Below are 19,871 nucleotides of genomic sequence, written 5' to 3'. Positions count from 1 at the left end.
CAACTGGTACCCCTGGGTGAGGCGGCAGGCTGCCCCGCCCGCGGCTGTCCGGGCGGGCCTTCGGCCGGACCACCCGACCCAGAGCCACGCCGGTCAGCCGCACGGTCATCGCCTACTCCTCCCTCGCCCGGGAAATCACGTACCACCCGGCCTTGTCGTAACCACACACGTGCGCGCCCTCGGCCATCAGAGCGCCGAGCGTCTCGCGCAGCGCGATCCGCCATTGCTTGGCCAGCGCCGGGTCGCTGCCGCGGAGCGACTCGATGTCCCGCGGCGCGGCGACCAGCAGGCGGGGCCCGTCGAGCGGGCCGGGCACCGGCGCCCCGTCCTCCGAACGGCCCAGCGCCACCAGCGCGCCGGACTTCCGCTCGGCAGCCGCGTCCAGCGACCGGGGCGTGCCGCCGCACGCCGCGGCCACCTCGGGACGGCTGATCCGCCAGTGCACCAGCAGCCGGTCGCTCTCGTCGCCGCCGTTGAGGCCGTCGCCGAGGCCGCCGTAGAAGTTCGGCAGGTACTCCACCGCGGTCGCGCCGAGCTTGCCGAGGTTGAAGTACGCATTCCGGCTCACCAGCGGGTCGAACGTCCACTCGATCACCGAAATCCCCCGCTGCAGCGCCCACGCCCGCTGGTGCAGCTTGACCGCAAGCCCGACGTGCCGCCCGGCCATCGCCGCGGACACCCCGGCGATGTGGCTGTGCAGCACCTCGTCGGCCGGCGTGCCGAAGAACCCGACGCAGGCGCCCACGAGCTCACCGTCCGCGTACGCGCCGCTCACGTAGTTACCCGCTTTGGTGAACGCCCGCATCAGCTCGATCGTGAGCGGTACCCCGGCCTCGTCGGTCTGCCACACCCGCTCGAAGAGCCGGAAGATCGCTTCCAGCTCCTCGAGCTCGGCCACCTCACGGACCCGTACCCCGGCTGCGGCCGCCGCCGCGTCGGCTGCTTCGGCGGCGGCTTCCGCTTTCAAGAGCACGTCAGGACACCTTCGGCGTCGCGCGGACGCCGTAGTGCAGGTACCGCTCGCCGGTGGGCAGCGAGTAGAACGTGACCGGTACCCACATCCGCGCTTCCGGCTCGCGGACCAGGTACAGGTCCTCCGACAGCGGGACCAGGTCGTACTCGTCGACCGGGTCGGGCACCAGCTCGGCCAGCGGACCGGTGATCGTGCTCCGCATGCGGGCGCCCTGCTCACCGCGGTACACCTCGATCCGCATCGAGGCACGCTCGTAGGTACCCAGATGCGGGGTGATGTCGACAGCGACCGGTTCCGCGGGCGGCGTCAGCTGCGCGGGCACCTCGATCCCGGCCAGCTCACCGAAGATCTCGCGGTACGTCTCGATGAAGAAATCGTGCCCGTTGCCACCGTTGGTGAGCAGCACGACCGCGAGGTTCTCCTCCGGCAGCACGCGCAGGAACGCCGCCTGGCCGATGGTGTTGCCGTCGTGGCCGTACAGCCGGTGGCCCGACCAGCCGACCCGGAACCAGCCGAGGCCCCACGAGTCGCCGAGCGAATGCTTGTCCGGGAGGTCGACCTCCTTCGCGGTCATCGCGGCGGCGCTCTCCTCGCTCAGCACGCGCGTGCCGTCCGCGGCGAGCCCGCCGGTGAGGTGCATCCTGGCGAACGCGAGTACATCGTCCACAGTGGACGTGATGAGCCCGGCCGGTCCGGCCGACCGCTGGAGTGTCCACACGGGAGCCTTCACCGGCTCGGGCGACCCGACGTGGCCCACCGCGGCGCGGAACAGCAGCGCCTCCTCCGGCAGCGTGCCGGTGTGGCCGAGACCGAGCGGGGTGAAGAGCCGTTCCTTCATCGCCGCGTCCCAGGTCCCGCCGGTGAGCTTCTCGATCACGCGGCCCACCACGGAGAACCCGGCGTTGCAGTACGACCAGGTCGCGCCGATCGGGTGGTTCTGCGCGAGGTCGCCGAGCAGTGCCACGTACTTCTCGAGGCAGTCGTCGCCGCGGCCGGTGTCGGTGAAGAAGTCGCCGTCGATCCCGCTCGTGTGGCTCAGCAGGTGCCGCATCGTCACGGCCTTGTTGGCGGCTTCGTCGGCGAGCTTCAGCTCCGGCAGCACGTCGGTGATCGGCGCGTCGAGGTCGAGCAGACCCTCGTCGACGAGCTGCATCACGACGGTCGCGGTCCACACCTTGGAGATCGACCCGATCTGGAACACCGAATCGGTGGTGGTCTCCACGCCGGTTTCGATGTTGAGCACCCCGTGCGCGGCGGTGACGAGCTCGTCCTCGCCGTCCGGGTTCAACCGCAGGATACCCAGCGTCGCACCGGGTACGTGGTGCCGTTCGGCGAGCGCGGAAAGCCGCTGCTGCCAATGCTTCGCGTCCACCGGCGGCCGACGGTCCACTGTGTACTGCTGCATCCAGTCGACCACGCGCCGGTTGAAGTCGAGCCGGTGCGAAGGCGGTCCCTGGAAGATGAACCCGTGCGAACCTCCGGGGTACAGCACCAGTTTCGTGGGTACCCCGCGCTCGCGCAGCGCCGCATGCCACTGCTGGGCCTGGCCGACCGGGCACCGCAGATCGTCGGCGCCGTGCAGGATCAACGTCGGCGTGTCCACCTGGTCGACCCGGTGCAGCGGCGACATTTCCGCGTACTTCTCCGGCTCGTCCCACGGCAGCGCGCCCAGCTCGTACGCGGTGAAGTAGTGCGATTCGTCAGCGGTGCCGACCAGGCTGGTGAGGTCGGAGACGACCCCTCCGGCAACCGCGGCGGCGAACCGGTTGTCGAGCCCGGTCAGGTAGCAGGTCTGGTAGCCGCCATAGCTGTACCCGGTGAGCGCGAGCTTGTCCGCGTCCGCCACGCCCTCGGCGACGAGCGCGTCGATCGGCTCCAGGAAGTCCTTCGCGTCGGCGATGCCCCAGGCGTGTTCGACGCCGGTGTAGAACGCCTCGCCGTAGCCGTCGCTGCCGCGCGGGTTGAGCAGCAGGACCGCCCAGCCGCGGGAAACCAGCTCCTGGTGGTAGAAGTGCAGCTCGTCGGGAACGCCGGTCCACGCGTTGTGCGGGCCGCCGTGGATGTCGAGCAGCAGCGGGCGCGGACCGGTCACCTTCGGGTCGCGCAGCAGCCAGCCGTGCACCGAGGTGCCGTCGGAGATCGTGAACTCGCGCTCCTCCGACCGGAACAGCTCGACGTCGGCCAGCCGGTGCTCGGTGCGTACCGCCTCGGAGTGGTCGGTGAGGTCGACCCGCACGATCTCGCCGTAGGAATCCGCGGTCTGCAACACGATTGCCGCAGTGCCGCCGACGACGCTCAGCCCGGCCACGTTGCGGCCGTCTCCGGTGAGCACCGGCCGCGGCTCGCCACCCTCGACCGGCACCGAGTACAGGTGCGAACGACCCCGGTCGCGGACGCAGAACAGGACGCTCGCGCCGTCGTCGGCCAGCTGCGGCAGCGCTCCCGGATACGCCGGAGCGCCGGGCATCACGTTGCGGTCGAGCGAACCGGCGAGGTCGACCGGCTCGCCGCCACCGAGCGGGACCCGCAACAGCCGCAGGTGCCCGTACGGCGCACCGGCATAGCCAATGACGAGCAGCGCCGACCCGTCCGCGGTCCAGCTCACCGCGCCGGCGTAGCCCGCGGAAAGGCCGACTACCTCGGGGTCGGCGGCCGAGTTCGTCACGTCGAGCACGTGCACCGGCGCGGCCAGCACCAGGTCGCGGTCAGGGTGCGTCGAAGCGGCGAAGGCGAGCTTCGTGCTGTCGGGCGACCACGCGGGTTCACCCGCATGCCAGTCGCCGGAGGTGACCTGGCGGACGTCGCCGGTCGCGACATCGGCCACGTACAGGTGCGAGCGGACCTCGCCGAGGTAGCCGCTGCCGTCGTACTGGTAGTCGAGCCGCTCGGTGACGATCGGCGCGGGCGTGCCTTCCTTCGGCGCGTTCGCCGCTGCGGTGAAAGCGATCTTGGTGCCGTCCGGGCTCCACAATGGACGCCCCGCCCCGAGCGGAAGCGACGTGAGGGCCTCGGCCTCGCCGCCGTCCGCGGGGATCAGCCACACCTGCGGCGGACCGTCCTGCGCCCGCAGGAACGCGATCCGGTCGCCGGCCGGTTCCCACGCGGGCGCGCTGTCGGACCGGCCGCGGGTGAGCGGACGGGCGATGCCCTCGTGCGTGCCGACGCGCCACAGGCTCGTGACGTTCTCGTCCTTCTCCACGTCGCTGGTACGCAGGACGTAGACGATTTCGGTGCCACGCGGGGAAAGCACGGGCTGGTCCGGGATCGCCAGTGCGGTGAGGTCGGCGATGCGCTGCCGTCTGGTCATGGGTTTCTCCTTGCGATCTCGGGGACGAGGGCGTCCGCCGCGAAGTGACAGGCGGTGTGGTGCCGGTGGCCGTCACCGTCCGGCTCGACCTCCCGGCAGAGGTCGCGGTCGTCGAGCACGAGCGGCCCGATCGGGCACCGCGGATGGAACCGGCAGCCGGACGGCGGATGGTGCGGATCGGCGGGTTCGGCTTCGAGCCCGCCGTCGAGCCCGCGCGCGCCGGCCGCGGCCAGCAGCTCGCGGGTGTAGGGATGCTGCGGGTCACGCAGGACGTCGTCGGCCGGACCCTGCTCCACGATCCGGCCGAGGTACATCACCGCGAGGAAGTCGCTGACGTACCGCACCACGGCGAGGTCGTGGGAGATGAAGAGCAGCGACAGGTGCATCCGCCGCTGCAGCTCACGGACGAGGTTGAGCACCGTGCCCTGCACGGACACGTCGAGCGCGGAGGTGATCTCGTCGGCGATGATCACCTCGGGCCGCGCCGCGAGCGCCCTGGCGAGCGCGACCCGCTGCCGCTGCCCGCCGGACAGCTGCGCGGGATACTGGTCGGCGCGGTCACCAGGCAGGTCGACCTGCTCCAGCAAGCGGAGCACCTCGGCCCGCCGGTCGCGGCTCCCGCGGGGCAGCGCTTCGGCAATCGAGGACCCGATGGTCATCCGCGGATCGAGCGACGAATACGGGTCCTGGAACACCATCTGCACCGGTCCGGGCCGCGGCACCGGCTTCCCGTCGAGCACGATCCGCCCGGCAGAGGGCTCCAGCAGCCCGACGGCGGCGCGGGCGAGCGTGGACTTCCCGGACCCGGATTCGCCCACCAGCCCGACGGTCGCCCCGGATGGCACGACGAGGTTGACGCCGTCGACCACGGTGAGCCCCCGGCGGCGGCTGCCGTAGCGCACTGAGACGTCCTCGAAACGCAACTCGCTCATCGCTCGTCCCCCATTCCGCCACGCGCCCGCCCGGCCACCGCCACCGCCACCGATCGCCCCAATGCCACATTCGCTGCATCCCACGCACCCAACGCCACATTGGGTGCGTCGCATGCACCCAACGCCACATTGGCGCGATCCCACGCGTCACATGCACCCAACGCCACATTGGGGTCGGCTGGGGTGGATGGGATGGGCGGGGCAAAGGTGCTCAGGTTCATCGGCTTTCCCCCGCTCCCACGGTTTCCGTGTCCACCGGAACCTCTTCGCCCGCATGCCAGCAGGCGACCCGGCGTCCGTCGTCATCGGCGAGCAATGGCGGCGCTTCCTCGGAACAGCGGGCGTCGGCCAGCGGACAACGCGGGGCGAACGCGCAGCCGGGTGGCGGGTTGGCCGGTTCCGGCGGACGACCCGGGATCACCGCAAGAGGCTCGTCACGGTCGGTTTCCAGGTCCGGTACCGCCGCGAGCAGCGCCCGCGTGTACGGGTGGCGCGCTGCCGACAGTGCCGTCGTCGGCAAGTCCTCCACGATCCGTCCGGCGTACATCACCAGCACCCGCGCGCACATCTGGTTGATCACCGAAATGTCGTGGCTGATCAGGAGAATCGCGACGTCGTCGCTGTCCCGTACGTCGCACAGCAGGCGCAGGACCTGGCGCTGCACGGTGACGTCCAGCGCGGTCGTCGGTTCGTCCGCGACGATCAACGCGGGCTTGCCCATCAAGCCCATCCCGATCATCGCACGCTGCCGCATCCCGCCGGAGAACTCGTGCGGCAGCTGCTTCGCCCGGCGCTGCGCCGCGGGCAGCCGCACCGCCCGCAGCCGGTCGACGGCCCGGGTGAAGGCGTCCGTGCGGTTCATGCCCTGGTGGAACCGCGCGACCTCGGCCAGCTGGTTGCCGATCCGCCGGGTCGGGTTGAACGACGACGACGGGTCCTGGAACACCATCGCGAACGACGTCCCCAGCAGCGACCGCAACGCCCGCTCGTCGCCGAGCAGCGACCGGCCGAGGAAGTCCACCCGGCCCGCCTGGACGTGCCCGGGTTCCTCCACCAGCCGCGCGACCGCGAGTGCGGTGAGACTCTTGCCGGAGCCCGATTCCCCCACCACGCCAACGGTTTCCCCGCGTCCGACGGTGAACCCGACCCCCCGGACCGGCTCGATCGGGCCGTTCGGCCCGGGGAAGCTCACCCGCAGGTCCTCGACCACCAGCACCGGCGCGTCCGGCTCCGCAGCGGCCGGCTCGTCCGCGACAACTTCCTTGCGCCGCGCCAGAATCCGCTGCCCGGGCGACGGGTGCCCGAGCGCTTTCGCGGCCGTCTCGCCGAAGAGGTTGAACGCCAGCCCCGCGATCACCACCGCGATGGCCGGGGCGAGCGCGGCCGCCGGGTGCAGGTAGAGCCCGCTCAGCCCGTCGCCGAGCAGGCGCCCCCAGTCGTACGCCGGTGGCTGCACGCCGAGCCCGAGGAAGGAGAGCCCGGCGAACGCCAGCAGCGCACCGCCCGCGCCGATCGTCGCGTTGACGATCAGCGGTTCGGCGATGTTCGGCAGCACGTGCCGAGCCATCACCCGGAACCGTCCGGCACCCGCAATGCGCGCCGCGGCAACGTAATCCAGCCCGCTGACCCCGGCCGCCAGCGTATGCGTCAACCGCGCAAAACCTGGTGCGACGGCAAATCCGATGGCCAGTACCGCGCCTTTGGTACCCACGCCGAAAATCACCGCGAAGAACAGCGCGAGCAGCAGTCCGGGGAACGCCACCGCGATGTCGACCACCGCGATCACGAACCGGCCCGCGCGTTTGCCGAGCAGCAGCGGCGCGGTCCCGAGCGCGAGCCCGACGACCACGCCGAGCAGCGTCGCGGCCAGCGCCAGCTCGACCGAGAACCGCGTCGCCACGAGCACGCGGAAGAAAATGTCGCGACCCAGATTGTCCGTACCGGCCCAATGGTCGCCCGACACGCCTTGCAGGATGTGGCTGGTGTCCACGGTTTCCGCCTGCTGCGACCACAGCATCGGCGCGGCGATCGCAAGCACGATCACCAAGAACAGCACGGCCGCGGCTCCGGCACCGACCGGGGTCCGCAGTGCGCCGGCCCACCTCGTGCGACGCACGCCTCAGCCCTCCTTCGTCAGGGAACGGGGATTGAGCACGGCGAGCGCGATGTCCACCACGAGGTTCACCAGCAGCACCCCGAGCCCGTACACCAGCACGACACCTTGCACCTGGGGATAGTCCTTCGCGATGATCGACTGCACGATCGTGCTGCCGAGACCGGGCCACGCGAAGACGTTCTCCACGAGCACCGTCCCGGCCACCATCGCGCCGAGCAGCATGCCGCCGACGGTCAGCGTTGCGGTGAGTGCATTCGGCAGCGCGTGCCGCAGGTACACCACGAGCGGAGGCAGCCGTTTCGCCCGCGCGGTGCGGACGTAATCCGCCTGCAGCACCGCGAGCATCTCCACCCGCACGATGCGGGACAGCACCGCCGCCGGGCCGATCGCGAGCGCCGCCACCGGAAGCAGGTACGACTCCGGCCCGCCGCGACCGGCCACCGGCAGCCAGCCGAAACTGACCGCGAACACGAACACCAGCCCGACCGCGAGGAGGAACTCGGGGATCGCCGCGAACACCACGCTGGTCGAGGTGAAGGCCAGTTCGGTCCGGCGGCGCCGCCCGCCGCGGGTGAGCACTGCCATGCCCGCGCCGAGCGGCACCGCGACCACCACGGCGGCGAGGAAGGCGTACCCGGCCACCTCGAGCGTGGCCGGGAGCCGGTCCGAGATCACCTGGGACACCGGCAGCCCGGTCGTCATCGACGTGCCGAACTTGCCGGTGAACAGGTCGCCGAGGTAATGCAGGTACTGCTGCCACAACGGGTCGGTGAGCCCGAGTGCGGCCCGTCTCGCCTCGACCAGCACGGCCGGGGCGTTCGGGCCGAGTGCGGCGCGGACCGGGTCGCCCGGGATGACGTGGATCATCCCGAACGACGCGGTCAGGAGCACCCACACCGAGACCACCAGCCGGGTCAGTCTTCGCACCGCGAACGACAGCCAGACGTGGTCGGCGAGCGCGCCGAGGCGGCGGTTCGGCAGCTGCGCCGACACGGTGTTCACTGGGCTCACCAACGCTTTTCCCTCCCTTTTCGGCTTCGGCTCAGCCGAGCATGCGGATCGAGCTGGGCACGATCGAGCCCTCGGCCTGGTCGAACTTGGTGCCCTGCAGGTAGTACGACCGCACGCTGTTCACGAAGGGCACCAGGTTCAGTGCCTTCACCACGGCCTTCTCGCCCTCGGCCCACTTGTCGCAGCCCGCCGCGCCGGCGGTCTCGGAGGCGGCCTTCGCGGCAGCGTCGTACTCGGTGTTCTTGATCTGCGCGAAGTTGTTGCCCTGCGTGCCACCGGGACCGGACAGGAACGGCACCAGCTGTGAGGGCAGCACGACGGTGAGCGGCACGATCGCGGCGCCCCAGCTGTTCTGGGCGAGGATCTGCGAGCTTTCCGCGTCGGTCATGCCCTTCACCTCGACCTGCACGCCGATCGTGGTCCAGCGCTGCTGCACCAGTTCGGCGGCCGCCTGCATGGTGGAGCCGAGCGTGGTCGGGTAGTAGAACGAGATCGACAGCTTCTTGCCGTCCTTGGCCCGGGTCCCGTCGGAGCCGGCAACCCAGCCCGCACTGTCCAAAGTGGACTTCGCGGCGGCCTCGTCCAGCGGGGGCAGCAGACCGGTGATCGTGTTGTGGTCACACGGTCCCATGCCCGGTGCGACGAGCCCGGTGGACGGTTTGCCGGTGCCGCCAGTGAGCACCTGGCCGAGCTGGCCGAGGTCGAGCGCCTGGGTCAGCGCGCGGCGCACCGCCGGGTCCGCGGTGGGCAGGCCGGGCGCCTGGTCGTACCACATCTCGCCGAACAGCGTCTCGGCCGAGACCTTGGCGAGGCCCATGCCGTCGAGCCGCTGCTTGTCCGGTCCGACGATCTGGGCGGCGTTGACCTGCTTGGACACCACCAGGTTCGCCGCGGTCGTCTCGTTGCCGACGACGCGCAGCACGACCTTGTCGGGCAAGCCCTTCTCGTCCGAGCTGGTGCCTGGGCCCCACTTGTAGTCCTTGCGGCGGGTGAAGGTGTAGTGGTCGCCCGCGACGGCCTCGGTGACGGTGAACTGGCCGGTCCCGTCCGCGCCCTGCTTGAGGATGTTGCGGTCCTTCATGCCCTTCGGGCACACGATCGGCAGGCTGCCGAGGTTGCGGACCAGGAACGAGTCGGGCACGGCCGAGGTGACCGAAACGGTCCCGGCCGCTTCGTCGGCGGTGGCCTTGGCCCCCGGCGGGACGGTGAGCCCGACCATCGAGGAGCCGTGCGCCGGATCGCTCACGAAGTTGATGTTGTCGGCCACCAGCTGCGGGGTCAGCGGGGTCCCGTCGGAACAGGTGACCCCCTTGCGCAGGGTGTATTTCGCCTTGGTCGTATCGCCTTCCCACTTCTCCGCGAGGCCGGCGACCTCCGCCCCCTTCGGGTCGATCGCGACCAGGGAGTCGTAGAGGAACTTGTCGGCCTGGATGGTGACCGACAGGCTGGTGAACTGGGGATCGAGGTTGCCCGGATCGCCGCCGGCGATGTAGGTGAACGTACCGCCTTCGACGACCGGCCCGGCGCCTGCCGCGGGGCTCTGCCCGCCGCCTCCGCAGGCAGTGAGCGCCACAGCCAGCGCTCCGATCCCGGCCAGTGCGGGAACGGTTTTCTTCATGGTTCCTCCAGTGGGGGGTCACGCGGCCCCGGGGAAGGGGGTGGATCAACCGGCGCGGCGGGTCGCCCGTCCGGAGTGGACGTACTGCGCGCGGCCGGTGCCGTCGTCGCCGAGGAAAACCAGCGGCAGGTGGATCCCTTCCTGCGCCTCACGCAGGATCAGGGTGTCGCCTTCGAGCAGGACGAGTTCGGCGCGCAGGCCGGAACCCATTTCCGCGGCAGTGCCCTTGGGCCGCTGCTCCAGCCAGACCTTGCCCTCGTCGTCCTGGGAGACCACGAGGTCGGCGGCCGTGCTGGCGTAGGTGCCGAGGTACCGGTCGGCCGCGAACGGCTCCGGCTCCGCGGGCGGGCGCGGCGGCAGCGAAACGTCGATGCCGGCCAGTTCCCTGAGCAGCCCGGGGATGACATCGGCGTACAGGGTCATCGTGTCGCCGCCGTTGGTCAGCAGGGTCACCGCGAGGTCATGCCCGGGAACGAGACGGAGGTACGCGGCCTGGCCGATGGTGTTGCCGTCGTGGCCGTACACCTGGCCGCCGGGGGAATCGAACAGCTCCCAGCCGAGGCCCCAGGCGTCGCCCATGATGCCGAGCGGCGGAACCCCGACCTGCCGCTGCGGCATGGCGGCGGTGCTTTCCGCGCTCAGCACCTGGGTACCGTCCCAGGTACCGCCCTTGAGGTGCATGCGGGCGAAGGTGAGCAGGTCGCCGGCAGTCATCGCGAGCGACGAACCGGCCGGGCCGTTGGACCGCAGCATCGACCACACCGGCGCGGCCACGAGGTCCTCGCCCGGCCCGGGTTCGACGTGCCCGATCGCGGCACGGAACCGGATGGCGTCGACCGCGGAGGTAGAGAAGTGCGTGAGACCGAGCGGGGCGCCGAGGTGCTCACGGAGGCAGTCCTCGTAGTTCTTCCCCCGCAGCACCTCGACCAGCCTGCCGAGGACGACGTAGCCGGCGTTGTTGTAGGAGAACAGCTCCCCGGGCGGGAACAGCTGGGCGGTGTCGCCGAGGCTGTCGACGAACTTCTCCACCGCGTCGTCACCGGGTCCGGTGTCGGTGAAGAGGTCGCCCTCGAACCCAGCGGTGTGGCTGAGCAGCTGCCGCACGGTGATCACGGCGGCGGCAGCCTCGTCGCCGAGGCGTAGATCGGGCAGGTAACGCCGGATCGGCGCATCGAGGTCGACGAGCCCCTCGTCGACGAGCTGCATCACGAGGGTGGCCGTCCAGACCTTCGTGATGGAGCCGATCTGGAAGACCGAATCGGTGGTGGTGGTGACCCCGGTATCGAGATTCAGCACCCCGGCAGCCACCGCGGCCACCTCATCGCCGGCGGCGACCGCGACCACGGCCCCGGGCACTCTGTGTCGTTCCAGCAAAGCGGGGAGTTCCTGCTCCAGCCGCCCGCGGATAGCGTCGAGCTTGTCCATTCGGGGAACGTATCCCGCAGCTTGAGCGAAAAGTTCGTCCGCGACCACATATGTGGACGCAGGGAGCTGGAGCAGCCGACGAAATCGGCCTGACCGGCTCAGACGAGCAGTTCTCCGCCACGCGCGACCACCCGGCCACCGGAGATCACCAACGCCCGCGGCGGAACCGCACCAACGCATCCGGCACGTTCTCCGCATCCACCAGCACCACATCCGCCCGGCACCCCGGGGCGAGATCGTGCCGATCACGGCCCGCAAACGACCCCCCGAGGCGGGTCGCCAGGTCCACCGCGGTCGTCAGCTCCTCGTCCGCGCGCAGGCCGTGCAGGCGGGCGAAGCCGAGGGCGATGCGGAGTACGTCGCCGTCGCCGTAGGGGGACCACAGGTCTCGGATGCCGTCGGTGCCCAGGCCCACCGGGATCTGCCGCGCGGACAGGTCCGGCCATGGCAGCGGCGCCGAGCGCACCGGGGCGACGGTGGCGAGCGAAATCCCCGCCTCGGCGATCCGGTCCAGCAGCTGCGCCTGCCGCGCCGGGGCGACCTCGCCGAGGGCGAACCCGTGCGAGACGGTCACTTTGCCCTGCAGCCCGGTCCGGACCGTCCGGTCGGCGATCAGCTCGTACTGGAACGCGCCGAGCTCGCCACTGTCGTGCAGGTGGATGTCGAGGCCGACGCCCCGGCGCTCGGCAATCGCGAACAAGCCGTCGAGCTGGCCGACCGGGTCGCGGTCGATCCCGGCCGGGTCGATGCCGCCGATCCGGTCCGCGCCCGCCGCCGCGGCCTGGTCGAGCAGGTCGAGGACGCCCGGCCGCCGCAGCACGCCGTCCTGGGGGAAGGCCACGATCTCGACCTCGACCGCACCGCCCAGGTTGGCCGCCGCCTCCCGGACCGCCTCGATGCCGCGGAGTCCGAGACCCAGGTCGACGTCCACATGGCTGCGCGTAGCAGTGGTGCCATGCCGGATGAACTCGCGCAGCACCGCCTCGGCGACCTCGATGCTCGGGATACCCAGCGCATCCCGCTCGGCCCGTTCGTGCGCGATGCGGCCCTCGGTGGTCGCCACCCCGCCGTACGACACCCACGGCTTACCCCACCAGCTCTTGTCCACGTGCGCGTGCGCGTTGACGAACCCCGGCAGCGCGAGCAGCCCGCGACCGTCGATCCGCTCGCCTTCGACCGGGGCCGAACCGGCCGGTCGGACGTCGGAGATGAGTGCGCCGTCGAAGACGAGGTCGGCGGGCGCGCCGCCCCATGGGCGCACGCCGGTCACCGTGAGAGAAGCCATGCTTATGGTATACCAAACTGAGGTTCCCGCTGGCTGGCTCAGGTGCGCACGACCACATCCGCGACCTCGCCCGGCCGTGCGGCGAAGACCGAGTGCCCGGCGGCCAGGGTCCTGACGGTGGTAGTGCCGCCCAGCGCATCAGCGTCCCGGAGCATCACGTCCTGCAGGGCGATCGGCAACGCACGGTCGCGGGTGGTGCGCAGGTAGGTGCGCGGGACACCGCCCCATCGCTCGGCGGTTGCGCCGGTTGGGGTGGCCAGAAACGACAGGGGCTGGTCCGGGGTCAGGGTGGCGGCGAGGGCCTGGAATTGCGGAGTGTCGAGGTCGGAGAAATATGCGTCATGCAATTCCTTTTGATACCCGGATTCGGTGCTGCGCGGGTCGATACGCACGGCGCCAAGCGCGGCCGCGTCACCAAGGTAAAGCCCGTCACCCAGAGCGGATTTCGCTTCCGGCAACGCCAAATACGCACCGGCCGGACCACGGGTCGGAATGAATGCGGCGACGTACACCAGCCGCGCGATCGATTCCGGCGCCAATTCGGCCACGCGGCTGATAACCGCGCCACCCATGCTGTGCGCGACGAGAACGGGCGGCTTCGGGAACCTGCGAAGCGTCGCTACGACGTCCTGGGCAACTTCGTCCAACGTGAGATCAGCCAAGGGCGACCGTTCCGTGCGGAGACTCTCGACATCACGCGCCAGGTAGCTCGCCGGAAACCGCGCGCGGGTACCGTGCCCCGGCAGGTCGACCGCGAGCGTCCGGTGTCCGCGCGCCGCCAGTTCCGCCGCCAGCGCAGCGAAATGGCCCGCACTGTGCCACGCGCCGTGCACTACTACCACGTCAATCATCAGTCCCCCACCTCTCGGCCAGGATGTGCGCCAGCTCCGCCGGACGCTCCTCCGGAACGTAGTGCCCGCAGTCCTCGATCCACCACGACGACACGTCCTCCGCTGCCTCCTGCACGGTGTCCAGCCAGCCGAGACCGACGCCGTGGCGTGCGCCGATCACCGCGGTCGGCAGCGTGAGCCGGGTCGTCGCGAGCTTGTGGTTGTCTTCGATGTCAGCGGGCAGCGCGCGGTAATAGGCCATCGTGGAACGAATTGCGCCGGGAACACACAAGGCACGGGTGTACTCATCGAGCGCGCGATCATCGATGGCCTCGGTGACGTAAAGGCCGATGGAATCGCGGCGGAACAGGAATTCCAGGTACCCGCGTTCGCGCCCGGCCAGCAGGTACTCCGGCAGGTCCGGGACCTGGTTGAAGCCGAAATGCCACGATCCGCCGGTGAGCGGGTTCGCCGCGGCGAGACTGTTGCCTAGGCCGGGGATTCCGGCTTCCACGAAAGTCAAGCTGCGCACGGATTCCGGGTGCAGCGCGGCAAGCGGGTACGCGATCTGGCCGCCGACGTCGTGCCCGGCAACGTGGTATCGCGGCAGCCCGAGGTGCGTCATGAGCTGGTGCAGGATTCCGGCGACGGACCGCTTGTCGTACCCATCAGCCGGACGCGAGCTGGCGCCGAACCCGGGCAAATCGGGCACGACGACGGTGTACCGGTCGGCGAGCAGCGGGACGACGTGCCGCCACGCGTAACCGGTCTGCGGCCAGCCGTGCAGCAGCAGGACGGCGGGACCGTGGCCGGTGACCGCGCAATTGAGCACGTGACCCGGGAGCCGGATGCGTTCCATACGGGCCAGCCTGCCGTGGATCACGCCCAGGTCGCGACACTGCGTTTCCGTTCACCGGAAACGCGGCATTGGCCGGAGCGCGGCGGGTTTCTAGCGTCAGGCAGATGCTCGAGAAGATGACCGTGCTGAGTTTTGCGCACTTCGTGCAGGGACCGGCGGCCGCACAGCACCTCGCGGACCTCGGTGCCGACGTGGTGACCGTCGAGCCGCCGGGCGGGTCGTGGGAACGGCGCGTCGGCAGCGGCGGCATCCGGCTGGCCGGGCGCAGCGTCACGCACCTGTCGGTGAACCGCAACAAGCGGTCGATCTCGGTCGATCTCAAACATCCCGACGCGCTCCGCGTGCTCCGTCCTCTGCTCGAACGCGCCGACGTAGTGCTCGAGAACTACCGCGACGGCGCGCTGGACCGGCTCGGCCTCGGCTACGAAGCGGTGCGGGAAATCAAGCCGGACATCATCTACGCGTCCGCCACCGGCTGGGGTTCGCGCGGGCCGATGGCCGGCCGGCCGGGGGTCGACCTGCTGGTGCAGGCGCGGACCGGGCTCATCGACGCGACCGGCGACCACCACACGGCCGCGGGTACCCCGGTCGTCGACCACCACGGTGCCGCGCTGCTCGCGATGGGCGTGCTGGCCGCGTACGCCCGCAAACTCGCCACCGGCGAGGGCACGCGGGTCGAGTCGAGCCTGCTCGGCGCCGGGCTCGACCTGCAGGCCGAATCGCTGGCGCTGTACTACTCGGGCCGCCGGACCCACGCCGATCTGGAGCGGCCCGTCGAACTGGCGTGCTGGTCGATCGACGCGCCCTACGGCGTCTACCGGCTGCGGGACGCCTCGGTGGTCCTCGCGATCAGCGGTCCGATGGACCACCTCGGCGAGGCACTGGGTTCGCCCGAACTGGCCGGGTACGAAGAGCGGGACGAGTACGTCAAAATGTTGCAGACTGTCCTTTCCGGACTCACCTACGCGGAATTCGCTTCCCGCCTGGCGCCACGGGGTTTCTGGTTCGAGCGAGTGGCCACTTACGACGACCTCGCCACCGATCCCCAAGTGGTGGCGGAAGGTTTGCTCACCGAGTTCGAAGTGGACAGTGCACAAGCGACAGTGGTCCGGCATCCGGTGCGATACGACGGGAAGCTACCCGGAGTGCGTACCCCTCCGGCGGAACTCGGCGAGCACACGGTGGATCTCTTGCGCAACGCCGGTTTTTCTTCTTCCGAAGTTTCCGGTTTCCTCGCCGCCGGAGTGGTTTTCGCGCCCGGGTCGGGTTCCTGATGCGCGCCCTGGTCTGTACCCGGCTCGGCGTGCTCGAACTGCTGGAGCTGCCGGATCCGGTACCCGGGCCTGGCGAGGTGGTCGTGGCCGTGAGTCACGTCGGGTTGAATTTCCACGACACGCTGGTCATCGCCGGACAGCACGTGGTGAAGCCGGAGCCGCCGTTCTCTCCGGGCAGTGAATATGCCGGTACCGTGACGGCGGCCGGCTCGGAGGTCACCTCGATCCAGGTCGGCGATCGCGTGGTGGGGAACGAAGAATACGGTTGTGCGCGGGAGTTTGTGGTCGTCCGCGCAGATCGGGTCACGCGGCTGCCGGAGCACGTCAGCGAAGCTCAAGGTGCCGCGATTCTGGTCGCATACGCCACGGCTTATCACGCGCTCGTACAACGGGCCGGACTGCGTGCGGGTGAGACGCTGGTCGTTCTCGGCGCGGCAGGTGGCGTGGGATCGGCCGCAGTGGACATCGGAAATCTGTTGGGTGCCAAAGTGATTGCCGGTGCGTCCACAGTGGAGCGAGCGGCGTTGGCGCTTGAGTACGGCGCGCATGAAACGTTCTCCTATGGCGACGGAGACCCGAAGCAAAAGATCAAAGACCTCACCGGTGGCGCGGACGTCATCTTCGACCCGGTCGGTGGCGCGGTCGCCGAGGCCGCGGTACGCGCGGTCGGGTGGCAGGGGCGGTATCTCGTGGTCGGGTTCGCCTCCGGCGGGATTCCGCGGGTCGGGCTGAACATCCCGCTGGTCAAAGGATCTTCGGTGGTCGGGGTGTTCTTCGGCGAGTTCGTCCGGCGCGACCGCGCGACGCACGAAGCCAACCTGCGGACGATCTTCGGCTGGGCCGACCGCCTTCGCCACCGGGTACACGACGTGCTGCCGCTGTCCGAAGGTCCGCGGGCGTTACGGGATCTCGCAGCGGGCAAGGTCCGGGGCAAACTGCTGCTGCGGGTACCTGGATGACCCGCCGGACCGCGCTCGTCGCGCTGCTTGCCGGGACGCTGCTCGCGCCGTTGAACTCGTCGATGGTGGCGGTGGCCGTCGCGCCGATCCAGCAGCATTTCACGCTCTCGCTGGCGACCACCACCTGGATGGTCACGGTCTTCTACCTGACCGCGAGCGTGTGCCAGCCGCTGCTCGGACGCGTCGCCGACCAGATCGGCCCGCGACGGCTCTTCACCGCGGGCCTGCTCGTGGCTACCGCAGCGTCGGCGATGGCGGCACTGGCACCGTCGTTCGCCGTGCTCGTGGTCTGCCGCGGCCTTCAGGCGGTCGGCATTTCGGCGGCGTTCCCGTGCGCGATGGTCGTCCTCCGGCGCGACGGTGGCGCGGCCGCGGGACGGCTGTCGATGATCGCGACGGTCAACACCACCGCGGGCGCGGTCGGCCCGGTCCTCGGCGGACTGCTGACGTCGTGGGGCGGCTGGCAGTCGATCTTCTGGGTGAACCTGCCGATCCTCGCGACCGCACTCGTGCTGGCCTGGCGCGCCCTCGGCCCGGACGACCGCCGCCCCGGCTCCGTACTGCGCTGCCTCGACCCGATCGGCGTCGCCCTGTTCGCCGCGGCGGCAATCGGGCTCCTGGACGTCGTGCTCACCGGGTTTTCCCTGCTCGGCGCCCTCGTCCTGGGGCTGGGCGCAGGCGGATTCCTCTGGTGGGAACGGCGTGCTGCCGAGCCCTTCGTGGACCTGCGCGCGCTCGGCGGGGTGCGGTCGGTGCTCGGCATTTTCGTGCTGTTCAACCTGGTCTATTACGGCGCGTTCTACGGTTTGCCGCCGTGGCTGCAGTCGACGCTCGGGTACGACGCCGCCGCGGCCGGGCTGCTGATCATGCCGATCGCCGTGACCAGCGTGGTGGCAACCGTGCTGGGCAGCCCGATCATGCGACGGCTGGGCGTCGGACGGACCCTGGTGGCGGCCGGGGTGGTGCTGCTGGCCGGGGTCGCGCTGATCGCCGTCTTCGGCCCCGACACGCCAGCGTGGCTGGTAGTGGCCGACGGCGTGGTGCTGGGCGTGCCGTACGGACTGGGCAACCTCGGCCTGCAACGGCTCATGTACGAACGGGCCCCGGCCGAGATGTCGGGCGTGGTCGGCGGGCTGTTCCAGTCCGCGCGGTACGCGGGAGCGATTCTGGCCGTCGGCCTGGCCGGGGCGACCGCTCCACCCGAACCCTGTGCGCCACCGGACATCCGCGTGCTGGCGATCGCCATGTCAGCCGTCGCGGTAGCCGTGGTGGGGCTGCTCATCCGCGATCTGCGACACCCGGGCAGGGCGCTGTCACGCGAGACCGTCGGCGCGGGGAGGCAATCATGACCAGACCGGGCGCGCGCAGGACGTCGGCCGTCAGGGGAATTCTCAGCCGCAATCCAGGTACCATCGCGCGAGACCGCCGACATGGGGAGGCGGTCATGACCGAACCGGTGCCGATCATGAGCGTGTCGCGGGAAAGCCAGGCCGGGCGCACGGTCGCCGGGCGGGTGTTCGCGCTGCTCAACGCCTTTTCGCAGGAACGGCCTGCCATGCGGCTGATCGAGCTGGCGGCCGTCACGGGCATGCCGGTGTCGACGGTTCACCGGATCACCGCGGAACTCGTCGAGCTGGGTGCGCTGAAGAAACAGCGCGACGGCGTGTACCGGATCGGCCTGCGGCTGTGGGAGCTCGGCTCGCTCTGTCCCGCGCCGCGCACGCTGCGGGACGTGTCGTTGCCATTCATGCAGGACCTGTACGAGACCACCGCGGAGAACGTCCACCTCGCCGTGCTGGAGGGCGACGAGGTCCTGTACGTCGAGCGGGTGTGGGGCCGCCGCTCGGTGGACGTCGTCAGCCGGGTCGGCGGGCGCTCTCCCCTTCACGCGACGGGCGTCGGGAAGATCCTCCTGGCCCACGCCTCGCGCGAGCTCCAGACGGCCGTGCTGGAGGCGGGCTTGAAGCGGTACACGCCGCATACGATCGTGCTGCCGGGCGTGCTCATGAAGTCCCTGCGCGAGGCCAGGGACACCGGCATCGCACGGTGCACGGAGGAGCTGTCGCTGGGTACGGCGTCCGTGGCGGCCCCGATCTTCGGCCCGGACCGCCGGGTGGTCGCGGCGCTCTCGGTCGTCTCCCACACGGTGACCCGCCCGCGCTCCCTGGCCGCGGTCGAACCCGCCCTCCGCCTGGCGACGTTGTCGATCAGCCGCGAGCTGGCGAAGGGGTACGACGGGATCGGGCAGGCCGGAGTGGTGCCGTTGCGGCCGCAGTGAAGCTCAGTCCAGGTAGTTGCACAGCTTGACCAGGTTCCGGTCGGGGTCGCGCAGATGGAGGCTGTACATCGGACCCCGCGCGCCGATTTCGCTGATCGGGCCTGCTTCGATCTTCACGCCCCGTTCCCGGAGCCGGTCGATCAGGAGCAGCACCGGGTCGTCCACCACGAAGCACAGCTCGGTGTTACCCGGGGTGCCTTCGCTCACGCGTAGGTGGATCCGGTCACCAAGGGTAAGCATGGTGTTGCGGTCGTCGGAGGCGGCCGCTTCCATGCCGAGCAGACTCGTGTAGAACGCGACCGAGGCGGCCCGGTCCGCGACGGTCAACGCGAGATGGTCGAACTGCGCGGAAAGGCGTACGCCGCTGTCTTCCGGAACCGATCCGGCGGCAGGTTTGCGTTCTCCGGAATCCTTGACAATCGACCCCTCGGCTTTCCAGTTTTCGAATACCTTCCGGGCACTCGCCACCAACGCACCGAAACTCGGATACGAAGCGGGCAAGGAACCGTCCCCGGTCGCCCATTCATAGGCGGCCCATTCGCCGTCCGGGCCGATCGTCGTGGGGTCCAGCAGCCAGTACACTGCGCAGCTGCCCGGGGCCGAGACCAGCAGGCACGGCTTCACCTGCGCGACGACCTCCTTGTCGTGATCCCACCAGCTCAGCAGTTCGGCTTCCAGGTCCGCAAACCAGCCGATCTCGTCCACCGGGAACAGTTCCTCGACCTCCGGGTCGATGTTGCGCCAGCCGTTGCTGGTCAGCAGGAAGTTCCGGTATTCCGGCGGCAACGCCACCCCCAGCCGCACCTCGGCCTCCCGCACGGCCTCTGCGGTCGCCGGTTCGTAGCCCAGCCAGCGGTTTTCCCGTTGCGCCGGTTCGAGATCCTCGTCGTCGTCCTCCAGGCGCAGGTACTCGTCGCTGTAGGCGGACAGGAACTCCCGCCATTCGGGAGGCGTCACGGGAACATTCATCGGCCGCATGATGGTCGAACCCGGCCTCGCGCGTC

At 70.3% G+C, this 19,871-nt stretch carries 15 protein-coding genes; 4 read left to right on the top strand and 11 right to left on the bottom strand.

Going from position 1 to position 19,871, the window contains the following annotated elements; translation table 11 throughout:
• Nucleotides 1-112: 112 nt before the first annotated feature.
• The 10 genes from OO71_RS06890 to OO71_RS06845 all read right to left on the bottom strand — a co-directional run bounded on the left by OO71_RS06890 (nt 113) and on the right by OO71_RS06845 (nt 14,356).
• Complete coding sequence (locus OO71_RS06890) at nt 113-973, bottom strand: GNAT family N-acetyltransferase (RefSeq protein ID WP_051791158.1); 861 nt, start codon at nt 971-973, stop codon at nt 113-115.
• Between the two features lies 1 nt (nt 974).
• A complete protein-coding gene (locus OO71_RS06885; protein ID WP_033288812.1) occupies nt 975-4,280 on the bottom strand; it encodes a serine hydrolase in 3,306 nt (1,101 codons plus the stop codon).
• A complete protein-coding gene (locus OO71_RS06880; RefSeq protein WP_033288811.1) occupies nt 4,277-5,212 on the bottom strand; it encodes an ABC transporter ATP-binding protein in 936 nt (311 codons plus the stop codon). The genes OO71_RS06885 and OO71_RS06880 overlap by 4 nt, the downstream gene beginning before the upstream one ends.
• A 217-nt stretch (nt 5,213-5,429) precedes the next feature.
• Nucleotides 5,430-7,328, bottom strand: coding sequence for a dipeptide/oligopeptide/nickel ABC transporter permease/ATP-binding protein (locus tag OO71_RS06875; protein WP_033288810.1), 1,899 nt, complete (start codon nt 7,326-7,328; stop codon nt 5,430-5,432).
• A gap of 3 nt (nt 7,329-7,331) precedes the next feature.
• On the bottom strand, nt 7,332-8,330 hold the full coding sequence (locus tag OO71_RS06870; protein WP_245633602.1) for an ABC transporter permease: 999 nt from the start codon (nt 8,328-8,330) through the stop codon (nt 7,332-7,334).
• Nucleotides 8,331-8,370: 40 nt separating this feature from the next.
• A complete protein-coding gene (locus tag OO71_RS06865) occupies nt 8,371-9,957 on the bottom strand; it encodes an ABC transporter substrate-binding protein (protein ID WP_033288809.1) in 1,587 nt (528 codons plus the stop codon).
• Between the two features lie 45 nt (nt 9,958-10,002).
• Nucleotides 10,003-11,382 carry a serine hydrolase domain-containing protein gene (locus OO71_RS06860; protein ID WP_033288808.1) on the bottom strand — a complete coding sequence of 460 codons (1,380 nt, stop codon included), beginning with the start codon at nt 11,380-11,382 and terminating at the stop codon, nt 10,003-10,005.
• Between the two features lie 145 nt (nt 11,383-11,527).
• Complete coding sequence (locus OO71_RS46205) at nt 11,528-12,667, bottom strand: amidohydrolase (RefSeq protein WP_211260456.1); 1,140 nt, start codon at nt 12,665-12,667, stop codon at nt 11,528-11,530.
• Nucleotides 12,668-12,705: 38 nt separating this feature from the next.
• Nucleotides 12,706-13,518, bottom strand: coding sequence for an alpha/beta fold hydrolase (locus OO71_RS06850; protein ID WP_033288807.1), 813 nt, complete (start codon nt 13,516-13,518; stop codon nt 12,706-12,708).
• Nucleotides 13,511-14,356, bottom strand: a complete 846-nt coding sequence (locus OO71_RS06845) for an alpha/beta fold hydrolase (protein WP_063740025.1) — start codon at nt 14,354-14,356, stop codon at nt 13,511-13,513. Before OO71_RS06845 ends, OO71_RS06850 begins: the two co-directional genes overlap by 8 nt.
• A gap of 104 nt (nt 14,357-14,460) precedes the next feature.
• Here OO71_RS06845 and OO71_RS06840 point away from each other — a divergent pair, with 104 nt between their 5' ends.
• From OO71_RS06840 to OO71_RS06825, 4 genes are all read left to right on the top strand, one after another.
• Nucleotides 14,461-15,630, top strand: a complete 1,170-nt coding sequence (locus OO71_RS06840; RefSeq protein ID WP_033288805.1) for a CaiB/BaiF CoA transferase family protein — start codon at nt 14,461-14,463, stop codon at nt 15,628-15,630.
• The gene (locus OO71_RS06835; protein ID WP_033288804.1) at nt 15,630-16,589 is read left to right on the top strand and encodes an NADPH:quinone oxidoreductase family protein; all 960 of its coding nucleotides are present in this window, start codon (nt 15,630-15,632) and stop codon (nt 16,587-16,589) included. The genes OO71_RS06840 and OO71_RS06835 overlap by 1 nt, the downstream gene beginning before the upstream one ends.
• Complete coding sequence (locus OO71_RS06830) at nt 16,586-17,938, top strand: MFS transporter (RefSeq protein ID WP_051791156.1); 1,353 nt, start codon at nt 16,586-16,588, stop codon at nt 17,936-17,938. The genes OO71_RS06835 and OO71_RS06830 overlap by 4 nt, the downstream gene beginning before the upstream one ends.
• A 95-nt stretch (nt 17,939-18,033) precedes the next feature.
• Nucleotides 18,034-18,867 (top strand): IclR family transcriptional regulator, encoded by an 834-nt coding sequence (locus tag OO71_RS06825; RefSeq protein ID WP_156096209.1) that lies wholly within the window; start codon nt 18,034-18,036, stop codon nt 18,865-18,867.
• Nucleotides 18,868-18,870: 3 nt separating this feature from the next.
• On the opposite strand, the gene OO71_RS49920 is transcribed toward OO71_RS06825, so the two are convergent.
• Entirely contained in the window at nt 18,871-19,836 is a 966-nt protein-coding gene (locus OO71_RS49920; RefSeq protein ID WP_162186038.1) for an SMI1/KNR4 family protein, read from the bottom strand.
• Nucleotides 19,837-19,871: the final 35 nt, after the last annotated feature.

Source organism: Amycolatopsis jejuensis (assembly GCF_000717335.1).
Taxonomy (GTDB): Bacteria; Actinomycetota; Actinomycetes; order Mycobacteriales; family Pseudonocardiaceae; genus Amycolatopsis; species Amycolatopsis jejuensis.
The sequence above is the reverse complement of the archived record's forward strand: the minus strand, read 5'-3'. Positions and strand labels throughout refer to the sequence as shown.

Bases quoted from the DNA above. Each gene is read 5' to 3' on its own strand.
- OO71_RS06885 (WP_033288812.1), bottom strand. From the start codon at position 4,280: ATGACCAGACGGCAGCGCATCGCCGACCTCACCGCACTGGCGATCCCG.
- OO71_RS06880 (WP_033288811.1), bottom strand. From the start codon at position 5,212: ATGAGCGAGTTGCGTTTCGAGGACGTCTCAGTGCGCTACGGCAGCCGC.
- OO71_RS06865 (WP_033288809.1), bottom strand. From the start codon at position 9,957: ATGAAGAAAACCGTTCCCGCACTGGCCGGGATCGGAGCGCTGGCTGTG.
- OO71_RS06860 (WP_033288808.1), bottom strand. From the start codon at position 11,382: ATGGACAAGCTCGACGCTATCCGCGGGCGGCTGGAGCAGGAACTCCCC.
- OO71_RS46205 (WP_211260456.1), bottom strand. From the start codon at position 12,667: ATGGCTTCTCTCACGGTGACCGGCGTGCGCCCATGGGGCGGCGCGCCC.
- OO71_RS06850 (WP_033288807.1), bottom strand. From the start codon at position 13,518: ATGATTGACGTGGTAGTAGTGCACGGCGCGTGGCACAGTGCGGGCCAT.
- OO71_RS06845 (WP_063740025.1), bottom strand. From the start codon at position 14,356: ATGGAACGCATCCGGCTCCCGGGTCACGTGCTCAATTGCGCGGTCACC.
- OO71_RS06840 (WP_033288805.1), top strand. From the start codon at position 14,461: ATGCTCGAGAAGATGACCGTGCTGAGTTTTGCGCACTTCGTGCAGGGA.
- OO71_RS06835 (WP_033288804.1), top strand. From the start codon at position 15,630: ATGCGCGCCCTGGTCTGTACCCGGCTCGGCGTGCTCGAACTGCTGGAG.
- OO71_RS06830 (WP_051791156.1), top strand. From the start codon at position 16,586: ATGACCCGCCGGACCGCGCTCGTCGCGCTGCTTGCCGGGACGCTGCTC.
- OO71_RS06825 (WP_156096209.1), top strand. From the start codon at position 18,034: ATGACCGAACCGGTGCCGATCATGAGCGTGTCGCGGGAAAGCCAGGCC.
- OO71_RS49920 (WP_162186038.1), bottom strand. From the start codon at position 19,836: ATGAATGTTCCCGTGACGCCTCCCGAATGGCGGGAGTTCCTGTCCGCC.